This is a genomic window from Halomonas sp. AOP22-C1-8, assembly GCF_052378905.1.
GTDB classification, from domain to species: Bacteria; Pseudomonadota; Gammaproteobacteria; order Pseudomonadales; family Halomonadaceae; genus Vreelandella; species Vreelandella citrativorans.
In genome coordinates this window covers 174,500-200,488 of the sequence record NZ_JBQSYD010000002.1, presented here as the reverse complement: position 1 = coordinate 200,488, position 25,989 = coordinate 174,500, and the positions used below count along the sequence as shown (strand labels likewise).

At 51.8% G+C, this 25,989-nt stretch carries 26 protein-coding genes and 4 tRNA genes; 9 read left to right on the top strand and 21 right to left on the bottom strand.

Annotated elements, in window-relative coordinates:
- Positions 1–61 precede the first annotated feature (61 nt).
- The 4 genes from ruvA to ACT3TY_RS02110 all read right to left on the bottom strand — a co-directional run bounded on the left by ruvA (position 62) and on the right by ACT3TY_RS02110 (position 3,543).
- Positions 62–667, bottom strand: coding sequence for a Holliday junction branch migration protein RuvA (gene ruvA, locus ACT3TY_RS02125; RefSeq protein WP_444621656.1), 606 nt, complete (start codon positions 665–667; stop codon positions 62–64).
- 68 nt (positions 668–735) lie between these two features.
- Complete coding sequence (gene ruvC, locus ACT3TY_RS02120; RefSeq protein WP_412767825.1) at positions 736–1,260, bottom strand: crossover junction endodeoxyribonuclease RuvC; 525 nt, start codon at positions 1,258–1,260, stop codon at positions 736–738.
- 156 nt (positions 1,261–1,416) lie between these two features.
- Positions 1,417–3,198, bottom strand: coding sequence for an aspartate--tRNA ligase (gene aspS, locus ACT3TY_RS02115; protein ID WP_444627223.1), 1,782 nt, complete (start codon positions 3,196–3,198; stop codon positions 1,417–1,419).
- Between the two features lie 66 nt (positions 3,199–3,264).
- Positions 3,265–3,543 (bottom strand): FmdB family zinc ribbon protein, encoded by a 279-nt coding sequence (locus ACT3TY_RS02110; protein ID WP_087105468.1) that lies wholly within the window; start codon positions 3,541–3,543, stop codon positions 3,265–3,267.
- 184 nt (positions 3,544–3,727) lie between these two features.
- Between ACT3TY_RS02110 and ACT3TY_RS02105 the strand changes: the two genes are divergently transcribed.
- Entirely contained in the window at positions 3,728–4,669 is a 942-nt protein-coding gene (locus tag ACT3TY_RS02105) for a D-2-hydroxyacid dehydrogenase (RefSeq protein ID WP_193053537.1), read from the top strand.
- Positions 4,670–4,688: 19 nt separating this feature from the next.
- On the opposite strand, the gene ACT3TY_RS02100 is transcribed toward ACT3TY_RS02105, so the two are convergent.
- Positions 4,689–4,964: an acylphosphatase gene (locus ACT3TY_RS02100; RefSeq protein WP_444627222.1), complete on the bottom strand. Its 276-nt coding sequence runs from the start codon at positions 4,962–4,964 to the stop codon at positions 4,689–4,691.
- Positions 4,964–5,902, bottom strand: coding sequence for a YihY/virulence factor BrkB family protein (locus ACT3TY_RS02095; RefSeq protein WP_444627221.1), 939 nt, complete (start codon positions 5,900–5,902; stop codon positions 4,964–4,966). The genes ACT3TY_RS02100 and ACT3TY_RS02095 overlap by 1 nt, the downstream gene beginning before the upstream one ends.
- A gap of 155 nt (positions 5,903–6,057) precedes the next feature.
- Between ACT3TY_RS02095 and ACT3TY_RS02090 the strand changes: the two genes are divergently transcribed.
- Entirely contained in the window at positions 6,058–7,155 is a 1,098-nt protein-coding gene (locus ACT3TY_RS02090) for a bifunctional nicotinamide-nucleotide adenylyltransferase/Nudix hydroxylase (RefSeq protein WP_444621726.1), read from the top strand.
- 4 nt (positions 7,156–7,159) lie between these two features.
- Here the strand turns inward: ACT3TY_RS02090 and ACT3TY_RS02085 are convergent, their stop codons facing one another.
- From ACT3TY_RS02085 to ACT3TY_RS02060, 6 genes are all read right to left on the bottom strand, one after another.
- Entirely contained in the window at positions 7,160–8,077 is a 918-nt protein-coding gene (locus ACT3TY_RS02085; RefSeq protein ID WP_087105473.1) for a LysR substrate-binding domain-containing protein, read from the bottom strand.
- A 24-nt stretch (positions 8,078–8,101) separates the two neighbouring features.
- Positions 8,102–9,520: a cardiolipin synthase gene (gene cls, locus ACT3TY_RS02080; RefSeq protein WP_444627220.1), complete on the bottom strand. Its 1,419-nt coding sequence runs from the start codon at positions 9,518–9,520 to the stop codon at positions 8,102–8,104.
- 122 nt (positions 9,521–9,642) lie between these two features.
- On the bottom strand, positions 9,643–11,148 hold the full coding sequence (locus ACT3TY_RS02075; RefSeq protein WP_444621728.1) for a fumarate hydratase: 1,506 nt from the start codon (positions 11,146–11,148) through the stop codon (positions 9,643–9,645).
- Positions 11,149–11,392: 244 nt separating this feature from the next.
- A complete protein-coding gene (uvrB, locus tag ACT3TY_RS02070; protein WP_172116595.1) occupies positions 11,393–13,417 on the bottom strand; it encodes an excinuclease ABC subunit UvrB in 2,025 nt (674 codons plus the stop codon).
- A 20-nt stretch (positions 13,418–13,437) separates the two neighbouring features.
- Positions 13,438–13,845: an OsmC family protein gene (locus ACT3TY_RS02065; RefSeq protein ID WP_192526950.1), complete on the bottom strand. Its 408-nt coding sequence runs from the start codon at positions 13,843–13,845 to the stop codon at positions 13,438–13,440.
- The gene (locus ACT3TY_RS02060; protein ID WP_087105479.1) at positions 13,845–14,042 is read right to left on the bottom strand and encodes a hypothetical protein; all 198 of its coding nucleotides are present in this window, start codon (positions 14,040–14,042) and stop codon (positions 13,845–13,847) included. Before ACT3TY_RS02060 ends, ACT3TY_RS02065 begins: the two co-directional genes overlap by 1 nt.
- Before the next feature lie 156 nt (positions 14,043–14,198).
- On the opposite strand from ACT3TY_RS02060, the gene ygfZ reads away from it, so the two are divergent.
- Positions 14,199–15,179, top strand: coding sequence for a CAF17-like 4Fe-4S cluster assembly/insertion protein YgfZ (gene ygfZ, locus ACT3TY_RS02055; RefSeq protein WP_444627219.1), 981 nt, complete (start codon positions 14,199–14,201; stop codon positions 15,177–15,179).
- Positions 15,180–15,228: 49 nt separating this feature from the next.
- Here ygfZ and ACT3TY_RS02050 read toward each other — a convergent pair whose 3' ends face one another.
- The 4 genes from ACT3TY_RS02050 to ACT3TY_RS02035 form a co-directional block, all read right to left on the bottom strand.
- Positions 15,229–16,008 (bottom strand): TatD family hydrolase, encoded by a 780-nt coding sequence (locus ACT3TY_RS02050; RefSeq protein ID WP_444627238.1) that lies wholly within the window; start codon positions 16,006–16,008, stop codon positions 15,229–15,231.
- A gap of 80 nt (positions 16,009–16,088) precedes the next feature.
- Positions 16,089–17,678: a peptide chain release factor 3 gene (locus ACT3TY_RS02045; RefSeq protein WP_193053530.1), complete on the bottom strand. Its 1,590-nt coding sequence runs from the start codon at positions 17,676–17,678 to the stop codon at positions 16,089–16,091.
- 285 nt (positions 17,679–17,963) lie between these two features.
- The gene (locus tag ACT3TY_RS02040; RefSeq protein ID WP_172116591.1) at positions 17,964–18,173 is read right to left on the bottom strand and encodes a putative motility protein; all 210 of its coding nucleotides are present in this window, start codon (positions 18,171–18,173) and stop codon (positions 17,964–17,966) included.
- 75 nt (positions 18,174–18,248) lie between these two features.
- The gene (locus ACT3TY_RS02035; protein ID WP_444627218.1) at positions 18,249–19,490 is read right to left on the bottom strand and encodes an NAD(P)/FAD-dependent oxidoreductase; all 1,242 of its coding nucleotides are present in this window, start codon (positions 19,488–19,490) and stop codon (positions 18,249–18,251) included.
- Between the two features lie 63 nt (positions 19,491–19,553).
- On the opposite strand from ACT3TY_RS02035, the gene ACT3TY_RS02030 reads away from it, so the two are divergent.
- Positions 19,554–19,769, top strand: coding sequence for a hypothetical protein (locus tag ACT3TY_RS02030; protein ID WP_444627217.1), 216 nt, complete (start codon positions 19,554–19,556; stop codon positions 19,767–19,769).
- A gap of 139 nt (positions 19,770–19,908) precedes the next feature.
- Here the strand turns inward: ACT3TY_RS02030 and ACT3TY_RS02025 are convergent.
- The 4 genes from ACT3TY_RS02025 to ACT3TY_RS02010 form a co-directional block, all read right to left on the bottom strand.
- Positions 19,909–19,983, bottom strand: a tRNA-His gene (locus tag ACT3TY_RS02025).
- Positions 19,984–20,019: 36 nt separating this feature from the next.
- Positions 20,020–20,094 (bottom strand) — tRNA-His (locus ACT3TY_RS02020).
- A 65-nt stretch (positions 20,095–20,159) separates the two neighbouring features.
- Positions 20,160–20,236: transfer RNA gene (locus ACT3TY_RS02015), tRNA-Arg, on the bottom strand.
- A gap of 91 nt (positions 20,237–20,327) precedes the next feature.
- Positions 20,328–20,404: transfer RNA gene (locus ACT3TY_RS02010), tRNA-Pro, on the bottom strand.
- Between the two features lie 205 nt (positions 20,405–20,609).
- Between ACT3TY_RS02010 and folD the strand changes: the two genes are divergently transcribed.
- Positions 20,610–21,470: a bifunctional methylenetetrahydrofolate dehydrogenase/methenyltetrahydrofolate cyclohydrolase FolD gene (gene folD, locus ACT3TY_RS02005; protein ID WP_444627216.1), complete on the top strand. Its 861-nt coding sequence runs from the start codon at positions 20,610–20,612 to the stop codon at positions 21,468–21,470.
- A gap of 47 nt (positions 21,471–21,517) precedes the next feature.
- Positions 21,518–22,225: a 5'-methylthioadenosine/S-adenosylhomocysteine nucleosidase gene (gene mtnN, locus ACT3TY_RS02000; RefSeq protein WP_444627215.1), complete on the top strand. Its 708-nt coding sequence runs from the start codon at positions 21,518–21,520 to the stop codon at positions 22,223–22,225.
- Between the two features lie 80 nt (positions 22,226–22,305).
- Here the strand turns inward: mtnN and pyrC are convergent, their stop codons facing one another.
- Complete coding sequence (pyrC, locus tag ACT3TY_RS01995; protein ID WP_444627214.1) at positions 22,306–23,343, bottom strand: dihydroorotase; 1,038 nt, start codon at positions 23,341–23,343, stop codon at positions 22,306–22,308.
- 143 nt (positions 23,344–23,486) lie between these two features.
- On the opposite strand from pyrC, the gene ACT3TY_RS01990 reads away from it, so the two are divergent.
- The 3 genes from ACT3TY_RS01990 to ACT3TY_RS01980 all read left to right on the top strand — a co-directional run bounded on the left by ACT3TY_RS01990 (position 23,487) and on the right by ACT3TY_RS01980 (position 25,794).
- The gene (locus ACT3TY_RS01990; protein WP_444627213.1) at positions 23,487–23,903 is read left to right on the top strand and encodes a hypothetical protein; all 417 of its coding nucleotides are present in this window, start codon (positions 23,487–23,489) and stop codon (positions 23,901–23,903) included.
- Positions 23,904–23,913: 10 nt separating this feature from the next.
- Positions 23,914–25,185, top strand: coding sequence for an ATP-binding protein (locus ACT3TY_RS01985; protein WP_444627212.1), 1,272 nt, complete (start codon positions 23,914–23,916; stop codon positions 25,183–25,185).
- 69 nt (positions 25,186–25,254) lie between these two features.
- Positions 25,255–25,794 (top strand): response regulator transcription factor, encoded by a 540-nt coding sequence (locus ACT3TY_RS01980; protein ID WP_172116582.1) that lies wholly within the window; start codon positions 25,255–25,257, stop codon positions 25,792–25,794.
- Positions 25,795–25,989: the final 195 nt, after the last annotated feature.

Sequence of the window (25,989 nt, the reverse complement as noted above, 5' to 3'; positions counted from 1 at the left end):
TGCTCTTTTTGAATATCTGGCGATCTGCTTGCACTGGGTGACGGCAAAACGGCGACCGCTATCAACCGCTCATTCGCCGTGTTAACGCTGCCTTGATCAAGGCCTCTGCCGATTGTTGTGGGTCAAGGTCTGAGAGCATTTTACTGGCTTCGGCTAGCTTGTAGCCCAGACTAACGAGTCCGGACTCGGCATCGGCCAGGTTATTACGGCTCGGTTGCCCATTGGTGCCTTCCAGGGCAAGCGGCGTGTCAGCACCTTGCTCCCATTCGGGAAAACGGTCACGCATTTCGATAATAAGTCGTTCGGCGGTTTTCTTGCCAACACCGGGCAGCTTGGTTAACGCCTTACTGTCATCATCACGAACACAGCGCATGAAGGCGTCTTCATCCATTCCTGACAAGATCGCCAACGCTAGCTTGGGACCTACACCGTTGACTTTAATCAGCGCCCGAAAAAGAGCGCGTTCGTGCTGTCGCGCAAACCCGTACAGCAGGTGGGCATCATCACGAATGGTTAAATGAGTATACAGAGATGTGCTTTCGCCTAACGCAGGAAGCGAGACAAGCGTATTCATTGAAGTCTCAAGCTCATAACCCACGCCATGAACGTCAATAACGATCCAGGGCGGTTGTTTTTCCAGCAAATAGCCACTTAGACGTCCGATCATAAATACGCTCGCGATAGTAAAAACAGACGGTTACTATAATGCTACTCTGTACAGGTGACCAGTAGTCGTTAGAGTCGCCAGCGCCCTGTTGAGGTGCGCCGACCGCGCCCACGAGGCGTACTGGGAACTGCATTGTTGGTATAAGCGTGGGTTAATGCGATGGCCAAGGCGTCTGCCGCGTCCGCTTGGGGTGTGGCAGACAGCGTTAAAAGCGCGGTCACCATGTGCTGAACCTGTTCTTTATCTGCGCCTCCCTGCCCGGTTACCGCTTCCTTGATACGCCGTGCGGCATATTCGGCGACGCTTAGCCCGTGGTTTGCCATACATACCAGCGCGGCACCACGCGCTTGACCAAGCTTTAGCGCGGAATCGACGTTTTTAGCCATAAAAACGCGCTCTATCGCAGTATCTGTGGGTTTGTACAAACCTACTACTTCGCTTAGTCCTGCATATATTTGCGCCAAACGCTGCTCCAGTGGCCCTTCTGAGGTGCGAACACAGCCGCTAGCAACATAGCAGGGTTTAACACCGATAAGGTCGATAACACCATAGCCAGTAATTCGGGACCCAGGGTCGATGCCTAATATGCGCACGGGTAACGCAGCGCCTGCCTTATCCATTAACGTTTATCCGTTCAAGGTTACAAATTCCACACGCCAAAAAGCACTGATACAAAAACACCGACGCCGGGGCGTCGGTGTTTTTAGCCATTGTGCAACTCATAGCCGTTACATCAAATGGCGTCAGGCTTACTCGCTGACCGCTTCAGGCTTGGCTTTTTGACGCAAGCGTATATTAAGATCTTTTAGCTGGTCAGGGCTAACCTCACCTGGTGCATCCGTCATTAAGCAAGCGGCGCTTTGCGTTTTCGGGAAAGCGATAACTTCACGAATGGTTTTTGCGCCGACCATTAACATCACCAAGCGGTCCAGACCGAAGGCCAAACCACCATGGGGCGGCGCACCGTACTGGAGTGCGTCCAGCAGGAAGCCAAACTTCTCCTGGGCTTCTTCCTGGCCAATCCCCAGAATCTCAAACACCGTGCTTTGCATGTCTTGATTATGGATACGGATAGAGCCGCCACCCAGCTCGGTGCCGTTGAGTACCATATCATAGGCGCGTGAAAGCGCTTTTGAAGGGTCAGCCTTGAGTTCCTCAGGTGAGCAGGAAGGCGCGGTGAACGGGTGGTGCAACGGGCTCAAGCGACCATTGTCATCCGCCTCGAACATCGGGAAGTCGACCACCCACAGCGGTGCCCACACTTGAGTGTACAGATCCAGATCAGCACCCAGCTTAACGCGTAGCGCGCCAATGGCTTCGTTGACGATGCGCGTTTTGTCAGCACCGAAGAAGATGATATCGCCATCCTCTGCGCCAAGACGGTCAAGCAGCTCTTCAACGATATTTTCCATGAACTTGACGATAGGCGACTGAAGCCCTTCAAGCCCTTTGGCACGCTCGTTGACTTTAATCCAGGCCAACCCTTTCGCGCCGTAAATACCCACGAACTTGGTATATTCGTCGATTTCCTTACGCGAGAGCTTGGCACCACCCGGCACTTTAAGCGCGGCCACACGGCCATCTTCGGCACTAGCGGGGCCAGAGAAAACTTTAAAATCGACCTGTTTCATCAGGTCGTCAACGTCGGTCAGCTCAAGCGGAATACGGAGATCCGGCTTGTCTGAACCAAAACGGTCCATAGCTTCTTGCCACGTCATACGCGGAAATTCTGACAGTTCAACGCTCAGTACTTCCTGGAAGAGCTGACGAATCATGTTTTCAGTGATGCCCATGATGTCGTTTTCTTCGACAAACGACGCTTCGATATCAATCTGAGTAAACTCAGGCTGGCGGTCGGCGCGCAGGTCTTCGTCACGGAAGCACTTGGCAATTTGATAGTAACGATCAAAGCCCGCCACCATCAGCAACTGTTTAAATAGCTGTGGTGACTGAGGCAGTGCAAAGAAGCTGCCCGCATGAGTACGGCTAGGCACCAGGTAGTCACGGGCGCCTTCCGGCGTTGCGCGCGTTAGGATCGGCGTTTCGATATCCAGAAAGCCCTGGTTTTCCAGGAATGCACGAACGTTATGCGAAATGCGCGAACGCAGACGCAGTTTTTCGATCATGTCCGGGCGACGCAGATCAATATAGCGGTGCTTCAGGCGAACTTCTTCACCCACCTTGCCATGTTCGTCAAGCTGGAACGGAGGCGTGGCAGCAGTGTTCAGCACTTCAACGTCTTTGGCCAGCACCTCAATCATGCCGGTGGGCATATTGGGGTTTTGGGTACCTTCAGGGCGTAGCCTAACGCGGCCGGTAATACGCAGAACATACTCACCGCGCGCACGATCGGCATTGGCAAATGCATCAACAGTATCCGGGTCTACCACAAACTGAGCGATGCCATCGCGGTCACGCATATCGAGGAAAATTACCCCGCCGTGGTCGCGACGACGGTGTACCCACCCGCAAACGGTGACCGTTTGATCTACCAATGTCTCGTTTAGCTGGCCGCAATAATGGCTGCGCATGTCAAATCCTGTTCTGTTTCGTGGCAAATAAGGTGTCACGGGCCAACCAGGCCCCGACCGCTACAGTCAAGCTGCAGTGTCTTTTGACGTGGAAGTAGTGTCGCTTTTAGCACTGGTGTTACCCGTTGTGCTTTTTGCATCAGCGACCAGGTTCTTTTTACTTCCCGTTTTAAAATCGGTTTCATACCAACCACCGCCCGCCAGGCGGAACCCAGCCGCGGATACAAGCCGCGCTAAGTCATTACGATTGCACGCAGGGCACTCTTTTAACGGATCTGCGCTGATTTTCTGTAATTTTTCCATGCGATGGCCGCAGGCCTTGCACTCATATTCATAGATAGGCATGTTGATAATTCCTAAAAGCTCAACGACGGCAGAATATTGGCGAATATAAACGCAGCCAGCTGCGAATATGTGGCCTGCCGATATAAAATCCAAGGCTGCGGTTGATAAAGCGACAATATTATACCCTTTTGTGCCCCCTGCCGAGCAAGGTAAACGAGCCCTGGCAGTAACTGGAGAGAATAAAATGCCTCATGCGGTCATGTTGGATGCGAAAAGTCTTGGGCCTCAAATAGATTTAAGCGCTATTCGCGGTGCGGTTACTCAACTGGATGTCTTCGATCAAAGTACAACGCAACAAGCTAAAGAGCGCTTGGCAAATGCTGACATCGCATTAGTAAACAAGGTGGTACTGGATGCGGAAACGTTAAAACAGCTGCCTTCGCTTCGCCTGATTTGTGTCATGGCTACTGGTCTAAACAATATCGACCTTGAGGCAGCAAAAGCACTTAATATCAGCGTTAAGAATGTTGCGGCATACGGCACGGCAAGCGTGTCTCAGCACACATTAATGCTGATACTTAACCTGGCAAACCGGCTACCTCTATACCAACAGGAAGTCGCCAAAGGTGTTTGGCAGCAAAGCGACTTTTTCTGCCTCCAGGACCACGTAACGCTACAGTTAGCGGGCAAGCGGCTGGTGATGGTGGGCCAGGGCGAACTGGGAACGGAAGTGGCGCGCTTGGCGGAGGCCTTTGGCCTTCAGGTGACCTTTACGGCACGCCCCGGTCATGAAGCTAACGACGCACGCCCTTCTCTCGATGACGTGCTGCCTGAAGCCGATATTATCAGCCTACACTGCCCGCTTAATGCTGATACGCAGCACCTTATTAACCAAGAGCGCTTGGCCAAGGCTAAACCGTCCCTTCTGCTCGTAAATTGCGCTCGCGGTGGCATTATTGATGAAGTAGCGGCGCTTGAGGCATTACGCCAAGGGCGTATCGGCGGGTTAGCCGTAGACGTGCTTCCTGTAGAGCCACCGAGGGAGGGGCATCCACTATTGGCAGCGCTGGATGAACCACTCAATCTGATTGTCACCCCGCACAATGCATGGGTAACGCCAGAAGCGCGCCAGAATATTATCGCCCTAACGGCGGATAATATTGCTCATTGGAAGCACACCAGGTAAGCCTAAAATAAATATTAGCCTAATGCGTCGTGAAAGCATCAGGAGCGTGGCATTGGGCTAATGCCTCATATTCAACATGGGTTACCTGCGCATTAGCAGGGCCTTGCCAAAGCCACTCCACCAGCATATTTACATGATGGCACTCGCCACACATAAGCACCTCCACCCGCCCATCCGCCAGATTTTTGGCATGACCGGTTACTCCTGCCGGTAACGCCTGCTTTTGAACGGCGCGGCGATACCCTACGCCCTGCACTTTTCCGGTGACCAAGGCTTTTATGCAACACGTTGACACTATTCGTCTCCTGCTATCCTGGGCGTAAACGCCTCTGTTTCCAAAACTTCCTGCCTAACCTGAACGGCACTGTTTCGCGGAATAAGCTTTCTGCCTCGACGTAGCAAAAGCGAGCGTGTAAAGGCCGCTCCGAACAGAAGTATCAGTGACGAGTAATACACCCAGAGCAATACCATCACCACCGACCCGGCAGCGCCGTATGTCGATGCCGTTGCGGTATAGGTGAGATAAATCGCAATCACGGTGCGGCCGATAGTAAACAGTACGGCCGTGACAACAGCCCCGGTTAAGACATCCTGCCAACGCAGCACTACATCGGGCAACACTTTGAAAATAGCCGCAAATAGCAAGGTAACGACGCCAAGTGACACAAGAGAGTCCAATAGTGTCGTGGTATAGCCGGCGAGCGGGACAAGATCACCTGCCATTTGCAGGATGCTTCGCAAAGCAATACTTAATACCAACGAAATTAATAGAATAATACCAATGAGAAAGACAACCATTAACGATAAAAAGCGCGTTTTTATAAATACAAACAAGCTGTTACTGGCCGGCTTGGCGATCACTCCCCAAATGGTGTTCAGTGAAAGCTGCATTTGCGCAAAGACGGTTGTTGCACCGACTAACAGAGCACAAACGCCTAACACAGAAGGCAATACACCAGACTCTTCGAACCGAGAGTGGATAACGGCCTCTTCAATCGCGGAGGCCACATCGGTACCCAGTGAGTCCTGCAGCTGGGCCACGATTTGCCCCTGAGCAGCGTTTTCACCAAAGACAATACCGATAACCGCAACGGCAATAATGACAGTAGGGGCTAATGAAAAAAGCGTATAAAACGCTAATGAGCCCGCGAAGCTAAACGCGTGACGCTCTAACCATAGCTTCGTTGCATCCTGAACCACCTTCCACCAAAAAGTGAGGGTGTCTTTAGTCATATTCAGTCCCTTGCGTCATTGATGGATACCTTTATGTGCAATAGCTTAGCAGCATACCCAATACGGGTGCAGTACGTAGCCTTCGCCAGATTGCACCGCTGAACCGCTCTCTTCATAATGACGCTGTTATTTGACCAAATGTTAAAGGAAGCACCATGGCCCTTGATGCAACATGCTCTACGCCTGATTACACCTTTGATTGTTTGGTATTTATTGGGCGTTTTCAGCCTCCTCACTTAGGCCACTTGGCCGTTATCCGTGAAGCGCTTAATCAGGCACGTCAGGTCATTGTACTGGTAGGCTCTGCATGGCAGGCGCGCTCGCTGAGAAACCCATGGCGCTTTGATGAACGCCAGGCAATGATTCGTTCCGGGTTTGATGATGCTGATAACCAGCGGTTAGAAATCACGCCGCTGCTGGATGCTCTGTATAACGATGATGTTTGGGTAAGAGATGTACAGCGAAAGGTACGAGACTTAGCCGCACCGGCTAATATTCGTTTACCACGCATTGGTTTGATTGGTGCAAGCCGTGGTCAGTCAAGCTACTACTTGTCTCTGTTTCCGCAGTGGGAATCCGTCAGCGTTCCGCTGATTGAAGGCATTTCAGCCAGCCAGATTCGGGAACGACTATTTCGATCGCCAAGTGCTTCAGACGATTATTTGAGCACGGGGGCTTATCATGACCTGCCGCCCGGCGTGGTCAGTCGCGTTAGCGAATTTTGTCACGCAAGCGCCTATCAACAATTACTGGAAGAGCAACGGCTACTGGACCAGTACCATCAAGCCTGGTCACACGCTCCCTACCCGCCTATTTTTGTTACCGTGAATGCGGTGGTTGTGCAATCCGGGCATGTACTTCTGGTGCGCCGTAATGCAGCGCCCGGCAAAGGATTGTTTGCGCTGCCTGGTGGATTCATTAACCCTCATGAGCGACTGCTGGATGCGTGCTTGCGGGAGCTCAGGGAACGGCTGCGCTTGAAAGTACCAGAACCCGTTCTAAAAGGATCATTACGTGGGCAACGCCTTTTTGATGAGCCGCACCGAAGCTGGCGAGGACGCACGCTAGCGGAAGCCTTCTACTTTGCGCTACGCCCAGATCAACAGCTACCGCGTTTAAAACCTGTGAAAGGTGGCGACCAAGCGCGGTGGGTGGCACTGGCTGATTTAGAGCCAGATAGCCTATTCGAAGATCATTTTTTTATTATTCAAAACTTTCTTGGCCTGCCTGCTGACTTCGGCACGTCAACGTAACCCATTACGCTTGTAAAAAATCACGTGGCAGCTTCATCATCTGACGCCAAAGCTTCTCAACGCCAGGTTTGTGTACCAACGAGCAGCGATAAAGGCGAATTTCGAGCGGTATGTCCCAACTTTCATCACCGGCCCTGACCAAGCGCCCACTTTTGAGCTCTTCACGAATACAAAAATCCGGGATCCATGCCGCTCCAATACCTTGAAGCACCATGCCTTTTAGTCCTTCTGCCATGGCGGTTTCATAAACCGTACGTAATTTCATACGCAAAGGGTCATTCTTTAACAACATTCGCACACTACGCCCTAAAAAAGCGCCCTGGGTATAAGCCAGGTAGGGAATTGAGGCCTCTTGCTGTAGCGAAAAACAGGGTTTCCCCGTTTCGTCGGGTAGCGAGACGGGCAGCATATTGACCTTGCCTATCGAGAAGGACGGGAAAACCTCGGCATCCAACTGCATAGTGGCAAAGGGGTCATAATAGGCCAGCATGAGATCGCAATTACCTTCACGCAGCACGTGGATCGCTTCGCCTACATTCATGGCGACCAAACGCGTTGGCAGCTCTCCAAGGCCTTTCTGAAGGCGTGATATCCAAGGGGGGAAAAAGCTTAATGCCAATGAGTGAGCGGCCACAATATCAAGTGCTTCATTGGCAATCGACAAGCCACGCAAATGACTTAATGACTCGTTAAGCTGTTCAACGAGGTTTCGCGCCGTCACCAGAAACAACTGCCCTTCTGACGTAAGCCCTACGGGAGTTGTTGAGCGGTCAACAAGGGTTACGCCAATGGCTTGTTCCAGTGCTCGAATACGGCGGCTAAAAGCAGGTTGAGTAACATGACGCTGGCGGGCAGACGCTGAAAAGCTGCGTGTATTCGCAAGTGCGACAAAATCTTCTAGCCATTTTGTTTCAAGATTCACCCAACACTCCTTTGCCGATTATTGCTATTGGACAGGCGACATTAAATACGCCGCCCGTGATACTACTTTTTTCCATAATGGACGCTGTTGAATTTCATCAATTGTGATACGCCGACAATCATTAAAGTCTTTCACCAACATGGTGTGCACTTCGGCGGCAAATATGGTGTCAGGAATATACGCTGTAATTTCAAAATTTAAGCGAAATGAACGGTTATCCAAGTTTACCGTACCTACGGTGGCGGCATCATTATCAATCAGAATTACTTTTTGGTGCAGAAACCCAGGTTGATAACGGTATATTTTAACGCCTGCTTTCAACATATCGGCCAAAAAAGCAAAGGCCGAGAGAAATACCAGCAGGTGGTCTGGCCGCTCGGGAATCATCACTCGTACGTCAATTCCCCGCATGGCGGCCAAGCGTAGCGCATCCTGAACGCCTTGGTCGGGTACAAAATAGGGGCTGGTGACCCATAGTCGATGCGTTGCACTATGAATCAATTGCTGAATCAACAGGCTGGCTGTGTCCTGTTTGTCCGCGGGGCCTGAAGGGACAATAACAACATTCTGATCAATATTAGGGTGGCTTTCCGCCTGCCAATTCAAGCTGGTGACCTCCCCCGTTGCCCAGTGCCAATCTTCCCAAAAAGCTTCTTGTAGCCCCAATACACTGGGCCCTTCCAGTACCAGGTGCGTGTCACGCCAAGGCCCATGGCGTGGGTCCTGGCCCAGATATTCAACCCCCACATTAAATCCCCCTAACCAACCCCGCTTACCATCGACAACAGCTACCTTGCGGTGATTACGAAAATTGAGCTGAAAGCGATGTTTAAAGCCTCTTGAGGAGCGAAACGGGCTGACTTCTACGCCTTCTGCGGCCAGTTCCCGAAGATAGCCCTCATTGAGTTTGCGACTACCAATTTCATCGTAAAGAAAATACACCCGCACCCCGCGGCGTACGGCACCCAGCAAGTGCTGTTGAAGGCGGCGGCCCAGCGCATCATCTCGCACAATAAAAAACTGCAGCAGTAAGTAGTGCTCTGCTTCATCAATACCGTTAAACAAGCTATTGAACGTGGCGTCACCATCAATAAGCAACTCAGCGCTATTGCCCCGAGTGAGAGGCATCATGGCCAACTGCTCTACTGCTTGTGTATCAGAATTAGAAAACGGGACTAAATAAGGTAAGGAGCTTTCCTGGTAGCGAGCAAGCACACGCCTTAACACGCTATCGCGCTCCCCACGGGCCATTACGTATCCATAAAAGCGCGGCCGACCAAAGAACCAATAGGCCGGTAAAGCGATATAAGGAAAGGTAAGAAGAGAGATAATCCATGCGACGGCGCCTTGTGATGTCCGGCTAGACATTAGCGCCATGATCGCCGACATCACCCCTAACAGGTGTATCAGCATAATGCTTGTCCCTAGCAGCCAAGAGACCATACCTACATCTCCATTAAACGTATGGATATTTCAAACAGGGTATCGCTATGGTTCTCAATGCACAGAAGCCCCGTATGAACGGGGCTTCTGTAATTTAATCACTCATTACAGCACAGACTGCCTTATGCCGTTTGAGCAATAATCTCCTTCCATTTGGCCGGTCCGGTTTGATGAACCGAAGTGCCCTGGCTATCAACCGCTACGGTGACCGGCATATCTTCTACTTCAAACTCATAGATGGCTTCCATCCCCAAGTCCTCAAAACCGACGACCCGGGATTTTTTAATTGCCTGAGCGACCAGGTAAGCCGAGCCACCCACCGCCATCAAGTAGACAGCCTCGTTATCGCGGATTGCGTCTATGGCCACTTGGCCACGTTCCGCTTTACCAACCATACCCAAAAGTCCGGTTTCTTCGAGCATGGTGCGCGTGAATTTATCCATCCGCGTCGCCGTTGTGGGCCCTGCTGGCCCCACCACTTCGTCACGTATCGGGTCAACTGGGCCAACGTAATAGATAAACCGGCCTTTCATATCAACAGGCAGTGGCTCGCCTTTCGCCAGCATATCCACCATGCGCTTATGAGCAGCATCACGACCGGTCAGTAATTTGCCATTCAGTAACAGCGTATCACCTGGCTGCCAGGTTTTAACTTCTTCGGGTGTTACGGTATCCAGATTAACGCGCTTCACGTTATCACCCATTTCACGGGTAATTTCTGGCCAGTCTTCCAGCTTCGGCGGGTCAAGCGCTGCTGGGCCTGAGCCATCCAGCGTGAAATGCGCATGGCGAGTTGCCGCACAGTTAGGAATGATCGCAACCGGCTTATTCGCCGCGTGGGTCGGGTAATCTTTTACTTTTATGTCCAACACCGTGGTAAGGCCGCCGAGCCCCTGAGCGCCAATACCACTTTTATTGACCTTATCAAAAAGCTCTAACCGTAGCTCTTCAGCGCGGTTGCTCGGGCCGCGTGCTTGCAGGTCCTGAATATCAATTGGGTCAAGCAGTGCTTCTTTTGCGATTTGCATCGCTTTTTCAGCCGTACCACCAATCCCAATACCCAACATGCCCGGCGGGCACCACCCTGCCCCCATTTTGGGAAGCTGCTCCATGACCCAATCGACAACGCTGTCAGAGGGGTTAAGCATCGCGAACTTCGATTTCGCTTCACTACCGCCGCCTTTTGCCGCAACGTGAATGTCGACCTTGTCACCTGGCACCAGCTTGTGGTGGATAATAGCCGGCGTATTATCTTTGGTGTTTTGGCGCTTCCCATCCGGGTCTGCCAGCACGGATGCACGCAGCACGTTATCAGGCAACTGGTAAGCGCGGCGAACACCTTCGTTTACCATGTCGTCCAGGCTCATATCCGCGTCCCAGGTAACGTTCATGCCTACATGAACGAAGACGGTAACAATACCCGTGTCCTGGCAGATAGGCCGATGGCCAGTGGCGCACATTCTTGAGTTAATCAAAATCTGAGCGATAGCATCCTTTGCAGCCGGGTTTTGTTCCCGTTTATATGCTGCATCCATGGCATCAATAAAATCTTTAGGATGATAGTAAGAGATATACTGCAGAGCATCGGCAACGCTTTGTATCACGTCGTCCTGGCGAATCACGGTCATGGAGTAACAGCTCCTTGGTTTTCGTCTTGTCTACGGCTACTTTAACGAAGGTGGAAATAGCCGTTTAAGCGTGCAAGCAGTATACCGTATTGATCCCCAAGCGGCAGCTTCTACGATTTGTTAACTACCATTGAATGAGTTTGATAGTGATGTTTTGACAATCCAAAACAAGATAACGGTATAAGGTTTTAATTATGCGCTCGGCTCGACTGCCCGCCGGATTTCGGGGCCTTCTGGTATATCTCTATCCTAGCGCCAGCTGTTTTTCTTTCATTTGATGTAGTTGATCGCGCAGGCGCGCTGCTTCTTCAAACTCCAGATTCTGCGCTGCCTCAAACATTGCGTCTTCCAGCTTGCTGATAGCGGCTAACAAATCATGCGCCCCCATACTGGCGATATCATAATCACCGGCACCTTCTGCCACCTTACGCTCGGACCCACGCTTGCGGCTGCTCTTTTTGCCGGGGGTTTGCGCAGCTTCCAGAATATCTGCCACGGAGCGCGTCACGGTAGTTGGCGTAATACCATGCTTTTCATTGTGCGCTTGCTGTTTGGCCCGACGACGCTCTGTCTCATCAATCGCTTTACGCATGGAGTCGGTGATGCGATCACCGTACAAAATAGCTTTACCGTGGGCGTTACGTGCCGCGCGTCCAATGGTCTGAATTAGCGAGCGCTCTGCACGCAGGAAGCCTTCCTTGTCAGCATCCAGAATCGCCACCAACGAAACTTCGGGAATATCCAACCCCTCGCGCAGCAGGTTAATACCTACCAACACATCAAACTTGCCCAGGCGCAGATCACGAATAATTTCTACCCGCTCGACGGTATCGATATCGGAGTGCAAATAGCGAACACGTACCCCATGCTCATCAAAGTATTCTGTTAAATCTTCAGCCATACGCTTGGTAAGCGTTGTCACCAGTACGCGCTCACCGACGGCAGTACGCAAGCCGATCTCGGAAAGCAGGTCGTCCACCTGAGTGCTGGCCGGGCGCACTTCAATTTCAGGATCCAGCAGCCCCGTAGGACGCACAACCTGTTCAACAACTTGACCGGCATGCTCGGCCTCGTACTTACCCGGGGTTGCCGAAACAAAAATAGCCTGAGGAACAATGGATTCCCACTCTTCGAATTTCATGGGACGGTTATCCAACGCCGAAGGCAAGCGGAAACCATACTCTACCAACGTCTCTTTACGTGAACGGTCACCTTTATACATACCGCCCACCTGAGGCACGCTGACGTGAGACTCATCAATAAACAGCAGCGCGTCGTCAGGCAGGTAGTCAAAAAACGTGGGCGGCGGCTCGCCAGGCGCACGCCCGGATAAGTAGCGTGAGTAGTTCTCGATACCGTTGCAGTAACCCAGCTCTAGCATCATCTCGATATCGTAAAGGGTACGCTGTTCAAGGCGCTGCGCTTCTACCAAGCGTTCATGCTTGCGCATCCATTCAAGGCGCTCTTTTAACTCATCTTTTATGGAGTCAATCGCGCCTAAAATGGTTTCACGCGGCGTCACATAGTGAGACTTGGGGTAAATTGTCATACGCGGAACCTGGCCCCGTATGTCCCCGGTTAGCGGATCAAAAATTCGAATAGAGTCGATTTCGTTATCAAATAGTTCAACCCTTACCGCATCTTCATCAGAATCAGCAGGGAAAATATCAATAACATCCCCGCGCACGCGGTACGTACCTCGGCGGAAGTCCATGTCATTACGGGTGTATTGAAGCTCCGCCAAACGGCGCAAAAAGGCACGCTGATCAATCAACTCGCCGCGGGTAAAGTGCAGACGCATTTTTAAATACTGGTCGGGGTCACCCAAGCCGTAAATAGCAGAAACGGAAACAACGATGAGCGCATCACGACGTTCAAGCAACGCCTTGGTTGCCGAGAGACGCATCTGCTCAATATGATCATTGATAGAGGCATCTTTTTCGATAAACGTATCCGATGATGGTACGTAGGCTTCGGGCTGATAGTAGTCATAATACGAAACAAAGTACTCGACAGCATTATCCGGAAAGAAAGACTTAAACTCTCCATAAAGCTGAGCCGCGAGGGTTTTGTTAGGTGCCATCACAATGGTCGGGCGCTGAAGCTGCTCAACCACATTCGCCATGGTGAATGTTTTGCCCGACCCGGTTACCCCCAGCAGCGTTTGATGGGCAAGTCCTGACTCCAGGCCACTTACCAAGTCTTTTATCGCATTTGGCTGGTCACCGGCAGGCTTAAATTTCGACTGTAACCGAAACTCTTTGCTCATCATTGCTCCTGAATGAAAAGTTAAATAACGTGCGTAGTGATATCGACAGTTGCCTGCGTCATCAGGCGCTGGATGGGGCAGCGATGGCTGATCTCTTCCAGGCGTGCCCGCTGTTCCGGGTCGCTGATCCCATGCAGTGTTAACGCTACATTCAATTTATAAGTTCCATGCGCTTCCTCACTGTCGTCCCGCTGCACCGTGACAGTAATCGCCGTAAGCGGCCACTTCTTGCGCTTGGCATACATCTGCACCGTAATGGCCTTACACGTTCCCAGAGAAATATCGAAATAGTCATGTGGGTCGGGCGCACTGCCTTCGCCTCCGACCAGAGTGGGAACATCGGCATACAGGGCCTCCAGGCTATCGACCTCAATACGCTGGCGAAATACATGGTTACGCTGGCTGATTACCGTAATAGGCGGATGCATCAGGATACTTTCACTCCCAGTTTGAGCTTCTCTACAGCGTTGATCAGTGCCTCACGTTTAACACGGCCATCCACATCTGCGCCGTGGCGACCTACCTCTGCACTATCAACCCCCTCCAACATCATCAACGCCGTGGTAATCTTGTTGACTTGATCAGCGTTTTTTACGCCTTGAAACGTTAACGATTGCTGTGCCATTACGCTACCCTCCTCACTTAACCTTATGCAAAACTGATACAACAGAAAGATTCTAGCACGCTATTACACCTTGCAATTAGTATCATTCGCCCACAGGTTGAGAAGCGCGGCGTCCTAATCCTACTTTCAGCGATCAGCTACTCATCAGGAGTCTATATGGCAACGGTTATCCCCTCTACTGCGATCACCGACAATGTGCGCCTTCATCACTTGGCAGCGCTGGATGTAACAGGGGCAGATGCTGAAAAATTTCTGCAGGGCCAAACAAGCGCTCAGGTAAGTTTAGCGGATGGCGAGTTTGCCCCTCTTACGTGTTTTTGCACACCCAAAGGAAGAATGCTCGCCAATGGTCAGCTGCTGCGCCTTAACGCTGAACACTTTAGACTTATCCTTAGTATCTCTCTTGCCGACTCGCTGGCGGCCCATTTAAAAAAATTTGCCGCGTTTTATCGGGCTGAATTGACCCATAACACAAACATCACGTTTATTGGCGCCAGCAAAGCAGCAGACACCTTAGCTGAGTCACTGGGATTAACCCTTCCTGAACAGCCATACACACAAAGCGTTAATGAACAATCAAGCGTTGTACGCGTGGCCGGGGAAATGCCTCGCTGGCTGTTTTGCACGACTGAGACAACGACAGAGGCATCCTCTCAACAGGTGGTGGACGACGAAGCCCAGCAGGCTGCCTGGCAACTTGCCGACATTCGCAGCGGAATTGCCTGGCTCTCAGAGGCTCAGCAGGATCAATTTCTGCCTCAAATGCTGAACTGGGAAGCACTAGGGGGCATTAGCTTTAAAAAGGGCTGCTACACAGGACAGGAAGTGGTAGCCCGAGCACACTTTCGTGGACAAGTTAAAAAACGCTTGGTTCACGCTGAACTGACATCGACAACGCTACCCGAGACAGGCGCCAGCATAAAAACCGAGCTGGATAAAGCCATGGGCGAGGTCGTTGCAAGCGTAAGGCGCGATAATGATAGTGTGGAGCTACTGGCAGTGATGAATACCAAGGCGACAGAAGAAGCGATACCGCTTTACTGGGAAGGCAACGCAATCACCCTACTGCCGCTACCCTACGCTATTGAACGGCTTGACCCTGAACAACTGGTGGCCACGTTAAAGGGCCAGGTTTAAAAGGGCTAAGTTTAAAAGGATTAGGCCTACAAGGGCTAAGCTCACTCGTTTAAGAATCCTGAAAAGCCTGAAGCTTAAACAACCGGGCGGCATTGGCACTGCTATGTGCCGCCACCTCTTCTTCTGCTTGGTTGCGCAGCGTGGCCACGACGCGACACACGCGAGCAACACATTGGGGTTCGTTACGCTCACCCTGATGACCGCTAAGGGGCATGTCAGGGCTATCTGTTTCCAGTACAAAGCCATCATTGGGTAATGCCGCTACCGTTCGCCGCAGCCGCTGAGCACGCTCATAGGTAACAGCGCCCCCAAGCCCCAGTACAAAGCCTCCGTCTAAAAACTTTTGGGCTTGCTCTATAGAGCCAGAGAAGGCGTGAATCAGCCCCGCTTGGGGAAGCGCTAACTGGCGCAGTCGTTTACTGACCTTGTCATTGGCCTGCACACAGTGAACCACGACAGGAAGCTTGTACTGCTTGGCCAAGCGCAGCTGATCATCGAAAAGGCGCCACTGCGGCTCCCAGGAATCTGTAAAGCGTGCATCAATGCCGCACTCCCCAACCGCTGCCACCTGTGGATTTGAATACAGCGCCTGCTCCAGCGCAAGGATATCCTCATCGCGCTGGTGCTGTTCCATAAAATAGGGGTGGAGGCCCAAGCACACACTAACATCACTGCGCTCGCCTAGCGCCAGCACCTGTTGCCAACGCTTCCGAGTAGTGCCAGGCACAATGAAATGAGAGACACCGGCCGCGTGTGCTGCTGCAAAAACAGCATCGCGGTCCTGATCAAACGCGCTAAAGTCCAGATGACAATGGGCATCGATTAGCACTGTCGGGCCTCCCTGTTGATATATCACGCAAGCCCCTCCCTGGGCTTGCCAACCTTTGCTTATCTTAAAGAGTAGCTAACTTAATGCTCTCGTGTGGGCTGGAAGCGAATATCGGGCCAGCGCTCCTGGGTCATTTGTAAATTAACCCGAGTAGGTGCGATGTAGGTTAAGTAACCGCCTCCATCAATAGCCAAATTCGTGCTGGCTTTACGCTTAAACTCTTCGAGCATTTTGGCATCGTCGCAATATACCCAGCGGGCCGTTTGTACGTTGACCCCCTCATACAAACAATCGACCTTGTACTCTTCCTTTAGCCGATGGGCGACCACGTCAAACTGCAAGGTGCCCACCGCCCCGAGGATTAGATCGTTGTTATCCATAGGCATGAAGACCTGAGTAGCGCCCTCTTCGGACAGCTGCTGCAAGCCCTTCTGAAGCGCTTTCATTTTCAGCGGGTCTTTCAGGCGAACTCGCTTGAAAAGCTCAGGCGCGAAGTGAGGAATACCGGTAAAACGCATATCCTCGCCAACGGTAAAGGTATCGCCGATTTGGATCGTGCCATGGTTATGCAAACCAATAATGTCACCCGGCCAGGCTTCTTCTACATGGGAGCGATCAGATGCCATAAACGTCAACGCATCAGCAATTTTGACATCTTTGCCAATACGCACATGGCGCATCTTCATATTTTTCTCATATTTGCCGGAGCAAACACGTAAAAAAGCGATACGGTCACGATGATTAGGATCCATATTGGCTTGGATCTTAAATACAAACCCGGTGAAACGCTCGTCATGAGCGGTTACTTCACGCAGGTCGGTTTTATGCGGCTGAGGGGCAGGCGCATACTCGACGAAGCCGTCCAGCATTTCGCGTACACCAAAGTTCCCCATCGCAGTACCGAAGTAGACGGGCGTAAGCTCACCTCGCCGATAAGCCTCAAGATCAAACGTGTGCGAAGCGCCCCGTACCAGCTCGACTTCCATACGCAGCTCTTCGGCCTGCTCTTCGCCCAGAACGGCATCAACTTCAGGGCTATCCAAGCCCTCAATGCGCTTGTCTTCCGGAATATGGCTGCCCTGGCCCTGGGTATAAAGATGGATAACATCATTGTAAAGGTGGTAGACACCCTTGAAATGACGCCCCATACCGACAGGCCATGTCATGGGCGCGCACTGAATATTTAAAACGGTCTCGACTTCGTCCATCACCTCAATAGGGTCACGGATATCACGGTCCATTTTGTTAATAAAAGTCAGGATGGGCGTGGCACGTAAACGACACACTTCCATCAATTTGATGGTCCGATCTTCGACACCCTTGGCGCCATCAATCACCATCAAAGCGGAGTCAACGGCGGTCAGCGTTCGGTAGGTATCTTCCGAGAAGTCTTCGTGCCCTGGCGTATCCAGCAAGTTCACAACACGACCGCCATAGGGGAACTGCATAACGGAGGTCGTCACCGAGATTCCCCGCTCCTGCTCCATCTTCATCCAGTCAGACGTCGCGTGTCGGTCATTACGCTTGCTTTTCACCGAGCCTGCCAGCTGAATAGCATTCCCAAACAGCAGCATTTTTTCGGTGATGGTTGTTTTACCCGCATCAGGGTGCGAAATGATAGCGAATGTGCGGCGCAGATCCGCTTCCTGGGCTAACTGAGTGTCTTTCATCTTGCCTCTACAGAAATTAGTACTCAGCAACGTAACGCGACTCTGGCTGAGTGATTCAGAATGGGGCGAGATTGTAACGTTATGACCGTTTTGGTGCCATGTTCATTGAAACCTGCGCCTTGAAACCCTTGGGGGAAGACACATGATGGATGCTGGGACATTTTAAGGGCTACTACCATGTGTCCGCGCGAGCGAGGCCTGCAAAATCACTTTTGAGCCCAATCAAAAAACGCCGAACGGGTCGGCGCTTTAAAATGCTAGCTGATGGTGGTCGCAGACAACGTTCTAAGCGTAGGTATTAACCTGCGTACCCACATTACCTTCTTGAGCAAGATTGGGTTCAGCGCCCATATCCGCTGACGCCATGATTTCCGTGACCTGTTGGGCCTGAATATCCAATGCGTCTTTGAAGATCTGCATTTGGGCCTGTTCAGCAGTTTGCGCTTGATTCATATAAAGCGCTGTACTCACCGTATTGCTTATAGATACATCCATAAAGCCTGCCCTCAGAAGTCAAACGTCAAATCAGCTTAGCAAATAACCGGACAACCTACAAAGCGGCGTGGCGATTTAGAACCGCTCAGCTCGAAAGGGTGACATATCAATTTCTGTCGGCTTGCCTTCGATCATGTCAGCCAATAGCTGACCTGTCGCTGGACCAAGGGTAAACCCCTGGTGCCCGTGCCCAAATGCTAACCATAACCCAGGATGGCGTGGTGCCGGTCCAATAATCGGCTTCATATCTGGCAAACAGGGGCGCGCGCCCTTCCAGGCGGCCGCATCATGGCGCTCGCCAAGCGGAAAAATAGTCCTGGCCACTTTTTCCGCCGCTTCCAGCTGATGCTCATCAGCGGGCGACTCTATTCGATCAAGCTCAGCACCGGTCGTCAGACGCACTCCTGCGTTCATGGGCGCCAGCAAATAGCCAACTTCAGCATCCATTAACCAGTAATTCAGCTTGGCTGGCGCTTGGGCAGCATAGTGCATGTGATAGCCACGCTTAACAAAGGTAGGAAAATGATAGCCCAGCCCTTTCATCCATTCGCCAGACCATGGTCCCAAGGCAACCACCACGTCATCAGCATCAAGGGTTTGCGTTTCAGTAACGATCCGCCAGCGCTCGCCTGCTTGCTCAACTTTTTGAATATCAGCCTGAAGAAGTTTGCCCCCGTTGTCCATAAAATCTTGCGCATAGGCGGCCACCAAGGCACCCGGATCGGCCACCGTCCAGGGGTCCAGCCAATGAATAGCGCCAATAATATCCTTACCTAAATTCGGCTCTTTGCTTTCAACGCCTGCACGATCCAGCACGTTAAACTGCACCCCATAATGCTCACGAGCTTCTTCAGCCTCTTTAATACGTTTTGCCAAACGCGACTGCGTGCGGTAAATCTCTAACCACCCTTCACGGCGCACCAAGTGCTCGGCGCCAGCAGCTTCAATCATCGGACCGTGCGTTTTTAAGCACAATTGGATGAGAGAAGCCCACTCAGGAATGATTTTTTTATAGCGGCCTGATGAAGAGTTATGCCAATAGCTTAACAGGGGTGAAGCGGCATTCAGCATGCCTGCCGGGCGATAACGAATATCCACGCGCTTGTTAGGCAGCACGCTTAAAATGGTTTTCATATCACGAGGGAATGCATAAGGACGCACCGCTTCTCGCTGAATGATGCCCGCATTACCAAACGACGTTTCCCGACCAGGCTGGCGTCTGTCCACCAAGGTGACCTGGTGCCCGCGACGCTGTAAATGCCATGCAATACTGACACCCACCATGCCTGCCCCTAGCACTACCGTTTGTCGCGTCATCTTGTATTCTCCTCAGCGCTAATACCTACGTTTAATACAGGCGAAAACAACGCCAGCAACTGATTGAAAAATATCACTAAACAAAGGGCACTTGCACAGCTTAAAAAGCTTTTTTCAAGGCTTTTTACAGCAATTAACGCTATAAAAATATCACTAGCAGACAACTCCACTGCTTTAGAGCTTTGCAGGCAGACAAAGCCACAAAAACAGCTTAAGCAGCAATTAAATGCAGGGTGCATGAAGAGCAAGCACAGCCAAGAAAGCAGTAAGGAAGCATGACGAATAAAACAAGCTGTCTTTAAACAGACATTACAACATGCAGGAAGGAATATGAAAGGAAAATGCAGGGATCAAAAACAAAAAACCACAATTAAGTGGTATCAGATATGAAGAGAAGATATTAAATAAGCAATACGAATGGGGTGGATGATGGGTTTCGAACCCACGACCACCGGAGTCACAATCCGGGGCTCTACCACTGAGCTACATCCACCACAACCTAAAACTGTAGCCGCATATTACTATCGAATGGGGTGGATGATGGGGTTCGAACCCACGACCACCGGAGTCACAATCCGGGGCTCTACCACTGAGCTACACCCACCATTGATAGCACTAACGTACTTAAACTTTCCTAACCGGCAAATGACCATCGAACAGCATTACTAATGGCACGCCCAGCAGGACTTGAACCCGCAACCTACGGCTTAGAAGGCCGTTGCTCTATCCGGTTGAGCTATGGGCGCACATAAAGCATCCCAAAAAACACTGAACGCCAATGAGCACTTGACCACAACCAAACTTGGAAAAGCAAAGTAACGCCTTTCGCGTTAAGTGTGGTCGGGATGGAGGGATTCGAACCCCCGACATCCTGCTCCCAAAGCAGGCGCGCTACCAGACTGCGCTACATCCCGATTTATCACCTTTGACGCTTACCGCGCTGCTCGTCTCAAGCGAGGCATATAATACTATTTTTAAAATTAAAGTCAACACTTAACGCGATTGATTGTGTAGATGCTTTGCCTGGCCGCTTGGGCATGCGAAAATTACTCCCTATAGTAAATGCTCAAGCAAGCGTGCTTTTGCATCAGCGCTCCAACCTCCATAGGATCTTTGTAAATGACCGCCCAACTTATCGATGGAAAAGCCATCGCTGCTCATGTCCGTCAACGCGTTGCCGAGAAAATAGCCAAACGTCAGCAAGTAGGCGCTCGTGCACCAGGACTAGCCGTTGTTGTGGTTGGTGAAGACCCGGCGTCTCACGTCTATGTTAGTAATAAACATCGAGCCTGCGAACAAGCGGGCATCCTATCGTTTCAACATGCCCTCCCCGCCGCTACCACGCAGCAAGCGTTGGAAGCATTGGTTGACCAGCTTAATGACGATGCAAGCATAGACGGCATCCTGGTTCAGCTACCGCTTCCAGCTCATCTGGACGCCAACCCGATTCTGGAGCGCATTAAGCCCGACAAAGATGTCGATGGTTTTCACCCCTACAATCTTGGCCGGCTTGCTCAGCGGTTGCCGGCTCTACGCCCCTGCACACCCAAAGGGGTCATGACCATGCTGGCAGAAAGCGGCCTGTCGGTGCGTGGTTTAAACGCCACTATCGTTGGCGCTTCTAACATCGTAGGCCGTCCAATGGCGCTGGAACTGATGCTGGCAGGCGCGACCATCACTGTATGCCATCGCTTTACCCAGGACTTGCAGGCCCATGTTAACCGTGCCGACCTGGTGGTCGTGGCTGTCGGCAAACCTGGCATTGTTAAAGGGGAGTGGATTAAGGAAGGTGCCATTGTGATTGATGTTGGTATTAACCGTCAGGAAGATGGCTCGCTGGTGGGAGATGTCGATTTCGCAGCTGCGGCCGAGCGGGCCAGCTTTATCACCCCCGTTCCGGGGGGCGTAGGCCCCATGACCGTTGCCACTTTGCTTGAAAATACGCTTGAAGCGGCTGAGCATCACGACGCCAACACTTAGGCTTACTGTACTGTTAATTTTTAGGGTTTGATAAAGGAGCCTATTCGATGAAGCGTATTGGCATTATTGGCGCAATGGCGCAAGAAGTCGGCATTCTGGTCGGGCAACTCGACAATGCCGAGCGCTATGAGCATGCAGGGTTTGTATTTCATACGGGTATGCGCCATGGGCTAGAGGTAGTGATACTACAGTCCGGCATTGGCAAGGTGAATGCGGCTGTGGGTACCGCCATTCTTCTGGAACGCCACCACCCCGACGCTATCATCAATACGGGTTCAGCGGGCGGATTTGCAAGCGATCTCAACATTGGTGACGTCATCATTTCAGATGAAGTACGCCATCATGATGTCGATGCAGTGGTGTTCGGCTATGAAATAGGTCAGGTGCCCGGCATGCCCGCGGCTTACCTGGCAGATGTTCAGTTACGCGACATTGCTCGTCAGGCGATCAGAGAGGTTGGCGAGGTTAACGTCCGAGAGGGCCTCATTGCGACGGGTGATGCGTTTATGTCTGACCCTGCACGTGTGGCTGCGACACAGGCCCAGTTCCCCTCTATGCTGGCGGTTGAAATGGAGGCTGCGGCAATTGCGCAAACCTGTCACCTGTATCAATGCCCATTCGTGGTGATTCGTGCGTTATCCGACATTCCGGGTAACGATGATAACCACCTTTCGTTTGAACAGTTCCTTGACGTAGCCGCCGCCCACTCGTCACGCATGGTAGACCACATGCTACAAACACTTGGCCAGCGCTAAGATCGTACCAATAGCCGGTGTTTACCACTAACGAAAACGGAGCCGAATGGCTCCGTTTTCGTTTCTTACTTCATCAACAGTTACGCTTTAATGGACCACTCAAGCGACTCTCCCGCCAGCAATGGAACAATCGTTTTGTCCCCCACATAAGGATAGGCTTCCGGCAGCTGCCAAGGGTTACGCTCTAACGTGATTTTGTCGGCATTAGGCGCCAAGCCATAAAAACGCGGACCATTCAGGCTGGCAAACGCTTCCAGCTTATCGAGAGCACCCACTTCATCGAAGACCCTTGCATATAATTCAATCGCCGCCGGTGCCGTGTAAGCGCCAGCGCATCCACAGCTGGATTCCTTATCGCCTTTGGCGTGAGGTGCACTATCCGTACCTAAAAAGAACTTTGGGCTACCACTGGTGGCTGCTTTCAGTAACGCTTGCCGATGCTGTTCGCGTTTTAAGATTGGCAGGCAGTAGTAGTGGGGACGAATCCCACCCACCAACATTTTGTTACGGTTAAACAGCAAATGATGAACCGTAATAGTGGCCGCAATATTATCCGGTGCGTTTGCCACAAATTCTGCCGCTTGCTGGGTCGTAATGTGTTCAAAAACAACCCTTAACGCGGGATGGCGCGACAGCAGAGGCTTCATTACCGTTTCGATAAATACCGCTTCACGATCAAAAATATCGATATCAGCAGTGGTTACTTCACCATGAACAAGCAGCGGCATTCCCACCTTGGCAAGCATGGCAATGGTGTCATCGCAGTGAGCAAGATCGGTTACGCCCGAGTCCGAGTTAGTGGTTGCCCCAGCGGGGTAAAGCTTAACCGCTTTGATCACGCCGCTTTGTGCTGCGCGCTCAATCTCCTCAGGCGGTGTGGTGTCGGTTAAATAGAGCGTCATAAGCGGTTCAAACGTGCTGCCTTCAGGCAAGGCGGCCAAAATACGCTCACGGTATTCAAGCGCCTGAGCCGTGGTCGTTACCGGAGGCGTTAAGTTAGGCATAATAATCGCACGGCCCATTTGGGCGGCGGTATGGCCTACCACGGCGTTCAGCGCCTCGTCATCACGTAAATGAAGGTGCCAGTCATCGGGGCGGGTCAGGGTAATAGCGTCCACGGCAAGTCCTAAGCTGGTTAAAGAAAATAAGCCAATGCAGTATACGTGATCCACTTGGCGGAGAAATCTGCTTATCAATGTCACACACCGTAACAAGTATCGTATTATAACGGCACTTTTAGAGGTTCAAGGTCCAATTGTTTATGCAAAATGTGCGACGCTATGCGGATATTATTGCCAGCATAGAGGGGCTGGTATGGCTAGGTCTGGCCTGGTCGATTTCCATTTCCGTACATACCGGCAATACCGAGCCGACGCTGGCAGCACTCTTTATCGTGGGCGCGCTGGTGCTGTTTAGCTGGGCACACCGACCGATGCGCTATCTACTGCGTCGCTATCATATCCGTAAGCGGCGCACGGATATGTGGATTCATATTCTGGCGTTACCTCTTCTGCTCGCAATGTTCTTTCATATCATGGTGGAAGCGACGTTAGGCAGCACTTGGCTGCCACCAAAAATGCTGTTATTCAACCTAATGGCCTCTGCTGGCTGGCTGACCTATGTCATGACGCTACTCATCAAGTTTGTCATTCACAGCATCAAAACTTCACGTAAATAGGTAGTAGCCCATGCAAACGGCTTTGCCGCTTCCCCTCTCGACCCCGAACCGTAACCTTGTACGCCTCACCATCGTCCGGGGGATCACCTGGACAGGGTTTCTGATCGCCATTGTGGTTGGCGTTGAACTCTTGGCCTTTGAATTACCGGTAACCGCGGTCGTCAGTGTCGTTATCGCAATGGGCTTATTAAACATCGCCACCTGGTGGCGGTTGGGGCGCCCGCGTGCGGTGGAACATATTGAGTATCTGCTGCATTTATTGGCCGACATTGCGGGCCTGACCCTGGTATTTTATTTTTCGGGAGGCTCCACCAATCCGTTTATCACCTACTATCTGGTGCCTGTGACGATTGCTGCGGCAACGCTACCCTGGCGCCATGCCTGGATATGCGCGGCCTGCGCCATGGCAGGCTATACCTTCCTGATGTTCTTTTATCACCATGTTCCTCAGCTGGCGCATATCAGTAGCGATGAAATGCTCAACCTACATGTCATGGGCATGTGGCTTAACTTTGGCCTTTCAGCAGGCCTGGTCACGTTTTTTATCTATAAAATGGCCCATGCACTGCGCAATCGAGATAAAGCACTTTCGCTTACTCGCGAAGCGGCGCTGCGTAACGAACAGGTGCTGGCTGTAGCCACTCAGGCGGCGGGCACAGCACACGAACTAGGCACCCCGCTCTCGACCATGGCCATACTGTTAAAAGAGATGCAGGATGAGGCCCCCGAAGGGGGAACGTTACAGCAGGATATTCGCTTACTGCGCCAGCAAGTCGACATTTGCAAATCTCGTCTTCAGCATTTGGTCACCAGTGCCGATCGGCGACGTATGGCAGAACCCGAAATACTGGATGCCCAGACCTGGCTAACCGGCGTTGTGCAGCGCTGGTTAGTGTTGCGGCCAGATGTTAGCCACCAATTTGAGATCGTTGAAAGGCGCGGCAAACCCTGGCTTGCGGTTGACACAACGCTGGACCAGGCACTAATGAACCTGCTAAACAATGCCGCTGATGCCAACCCCGAACATGTTTCTATTCGTCTTGATTGGCAGGAAGAGAGTGTTGTCATTGATATTCGTGATCACGGCCCGGGCATTGCCATGTCTATCGCTGACCAGCTCGGTGATACGTTTATTTCTACCAAGAGCAAGGGAATGGGCATTGGCCTGTTTTTGACCCATGCCACGATCAATCGCTTTGGCGGAGGTGTTAGTCTGTATAATCATCCCGAAGGTGGCACGCTGACAGAAGTAACGCTTCCGCGTAGCTCCGCCCCCCTTTAAGCCAAACTAACGGCACAGCCTAATTGAAACGCGTTTTAGTGTGTTTCAAGCACTATCGTTGAGGACATCATGCAAACGACAGATCAGCGCCTGCTAATTATTGATGACGATGAAATGTTCTGTCACGTGCTCAGCCGCGCGTTTACCCGCCGCGGTTATGAGGTAATGACAGCGCATGATGCAGACCAGGCGCTTGCGGTAGCCGTTCAGTTTCAACCCACCATGGCCACGCTCGACCTCAAGCTTGAAAACAGCTCAGGACTAAAGCTGCTCCCTGAGATGTTGGCCGCCGTGCCAAGCTGCCGTATTGTGGTGCTTACCGGTTACTCAAGCATTGCCACGGCCGTGGAGGCCATGAAGCTCGGAGCCGTCAACTACCTGTGCAAACCAGCCGACGCTGACGACATTGTCGCATCCTTTGAACACCAGGAAGGCGACCCCAATATAGAGCTTGCTGATAACCCTCCGTCCATTAATCGAATCACGTGGGAGCATATTCAAAAAGTGCTTCATGAACACGACGGCAATATTTCCGCGACAGCTCGCGCGCTCGGCATGCATCGCCGGACACTCCAGCGTAAACTGCAAAAACGCCCCGTTAAGCGTTAGTCCTGCACCAGCGGCCTACTCCGCAACAAAGCTAGCATTCTCCGCGTTGCGTTTGCCTACCGCATTAGCTCCCAAACCAGCCACCGCAGACGCCGATACCATCGGCGTCATTGCCTTACCCTATTGGCGAAACAAGGACTGCTACGCCACAATAAGCCCCCTTGAGCCATCCATCACTTTGACGTTAGGAGTTTT

Bases quoted from the DNA above. Each gene is read 5' to 3' on its own strand.
- ruvA (WP_444621656.1), bottom strand. From the start codon at position 667: ATGATCGGACGTCTAAGTGGCTATTTGCTGGAAAAACAACCGCCCTGG.
- aspS (WP_444627223.1), bottom strand. From the start codon at position 3,198: ATGCGCAGCCATTATTGCGGCCAGCTAAACGAGACATTGGTAGATCAA.
- ACT3TY_RS02110 (WP_087105468.1), bottom strand. From the start codon at position 3,543: ATGCCTATCTATGAATATGAGTGCAAGGCCTGCGGCCATCGCATGGAA.
- ACT3TY_RS02105 (WP_193053537.1), top strand. From the start codon at position 3,728: ATGCCTCATGCGGTCATGTTGGATGCGAAAAGTCTTGGGCCTCAAATA.
- ACT3TY_RS02095 (WP_444627221.1), bottom strand. From the start codon at position 5,902: ATGACTAAAGACACCCTCACTTTTTGGTGGAAGGTGGTTCAGGATGCA.
- ACT3TY_RS02090 (WP_444621726.1), top strand. From the start codon at position 6,058: ATGGCCCTTGATGCAACATGCTCTACGCCTGATTACACCTTTGATTGT.
- cls (WP_444627220.1), bottom strand. From the start codon at position 9,520: ATGGTCTCTTGGCTGCTAGGGACAAGCATTATGCTGATACACCTGTTA.
- ACT3TY_RS02075 (WP_444621728.1), bottom strand. From the start codon at position 11,148: ATGACCGTGATTCGCCAGGACGACGTGATACAAAGCGTTGCCGATGCT.
- uvrB (WP_172116595.1), bottom strand. From the start codon at position 13,417: ATGAGCAAAGAGTTTCGGTTACAGTCGAAATTTAAGCCTGCCGGTGAC.
- ACT3TY_RS02065 (WP_192526950.1), bottom strand. From the start codon at position 13,845: ATGCATCCGCCTATTACGGTAATCAGCCAGCGTAACCATGTATTTCGC.
- ACT3TY_RS02060 (WP_087105479.1), bottom strand. From the start codon at position 14,042: ATGGCACAGCAATCGTTAACGTTTCAAGGCGTAAAAAACGCTGATCAA.
- ygfZ (WP_444627219.1), top strand. From the start codon at position 14,199: ATGGCAACGGTTATCCCCTCTACTGCGATCACCGACAATGTGCGCCTT.
- ACT3TY_RS02045 (WP_193053530.1), bottom strand. From the start codon at position 17,678: ATGAAAGACACTCAGTTAGCCCAGGAAGCGGATCTGCGCCGCACATTC.
- ACT3TY_RS02040 (WP_172116591.1), bottom strand. From the start codon at position 18,173: ATGGATGTATCTATAAGCAATACGGTGAGTACAGCGCTTTATATGAAT.
- ACT3TY_RS02035 (WP_444627218.1), bottom strand. From the start codon at position 19,490: ATGACGCGACAAACGGTAGTGCTAGGGGCAGGCATGGTGGGTGTCAGT.
- folD (WP_444627216.1), top strand. From the start codon at position 20,610: ATGACCGCCCAACTTATCGATGGAAAAGCCATCGCTGCTCATGTCCGT.
- mtnN (WP_444627215.1), top strand. From the start codon at position 21,518: ATGAAGCGTATTGGCATTATTGGCGCAATGGCGCAAGAAGTCGGCATT.
- ACT3TY_RS01990 (WP_444627213.1), top strand. From the start codon at position 23,487: ATGCAAAATGTGCGACGCTATGCGGATATTATTGCCAGCATAGAGGGG.
- ACT3TY_RS01985 (WP_444627212.1), top strand. From the start codon at position 23,914: ATGCAAACGGCTTTGCCGCTTCCCCTCTCGACCCCGAACCGTAACCTT.
- ACT3TY_RS01980 (WP_172116582.1), top strand. From the start codon at position 25,255: ATGCAAACGACAGATCAGCGCCTGCTAATTATTGATGACGATGAAATG.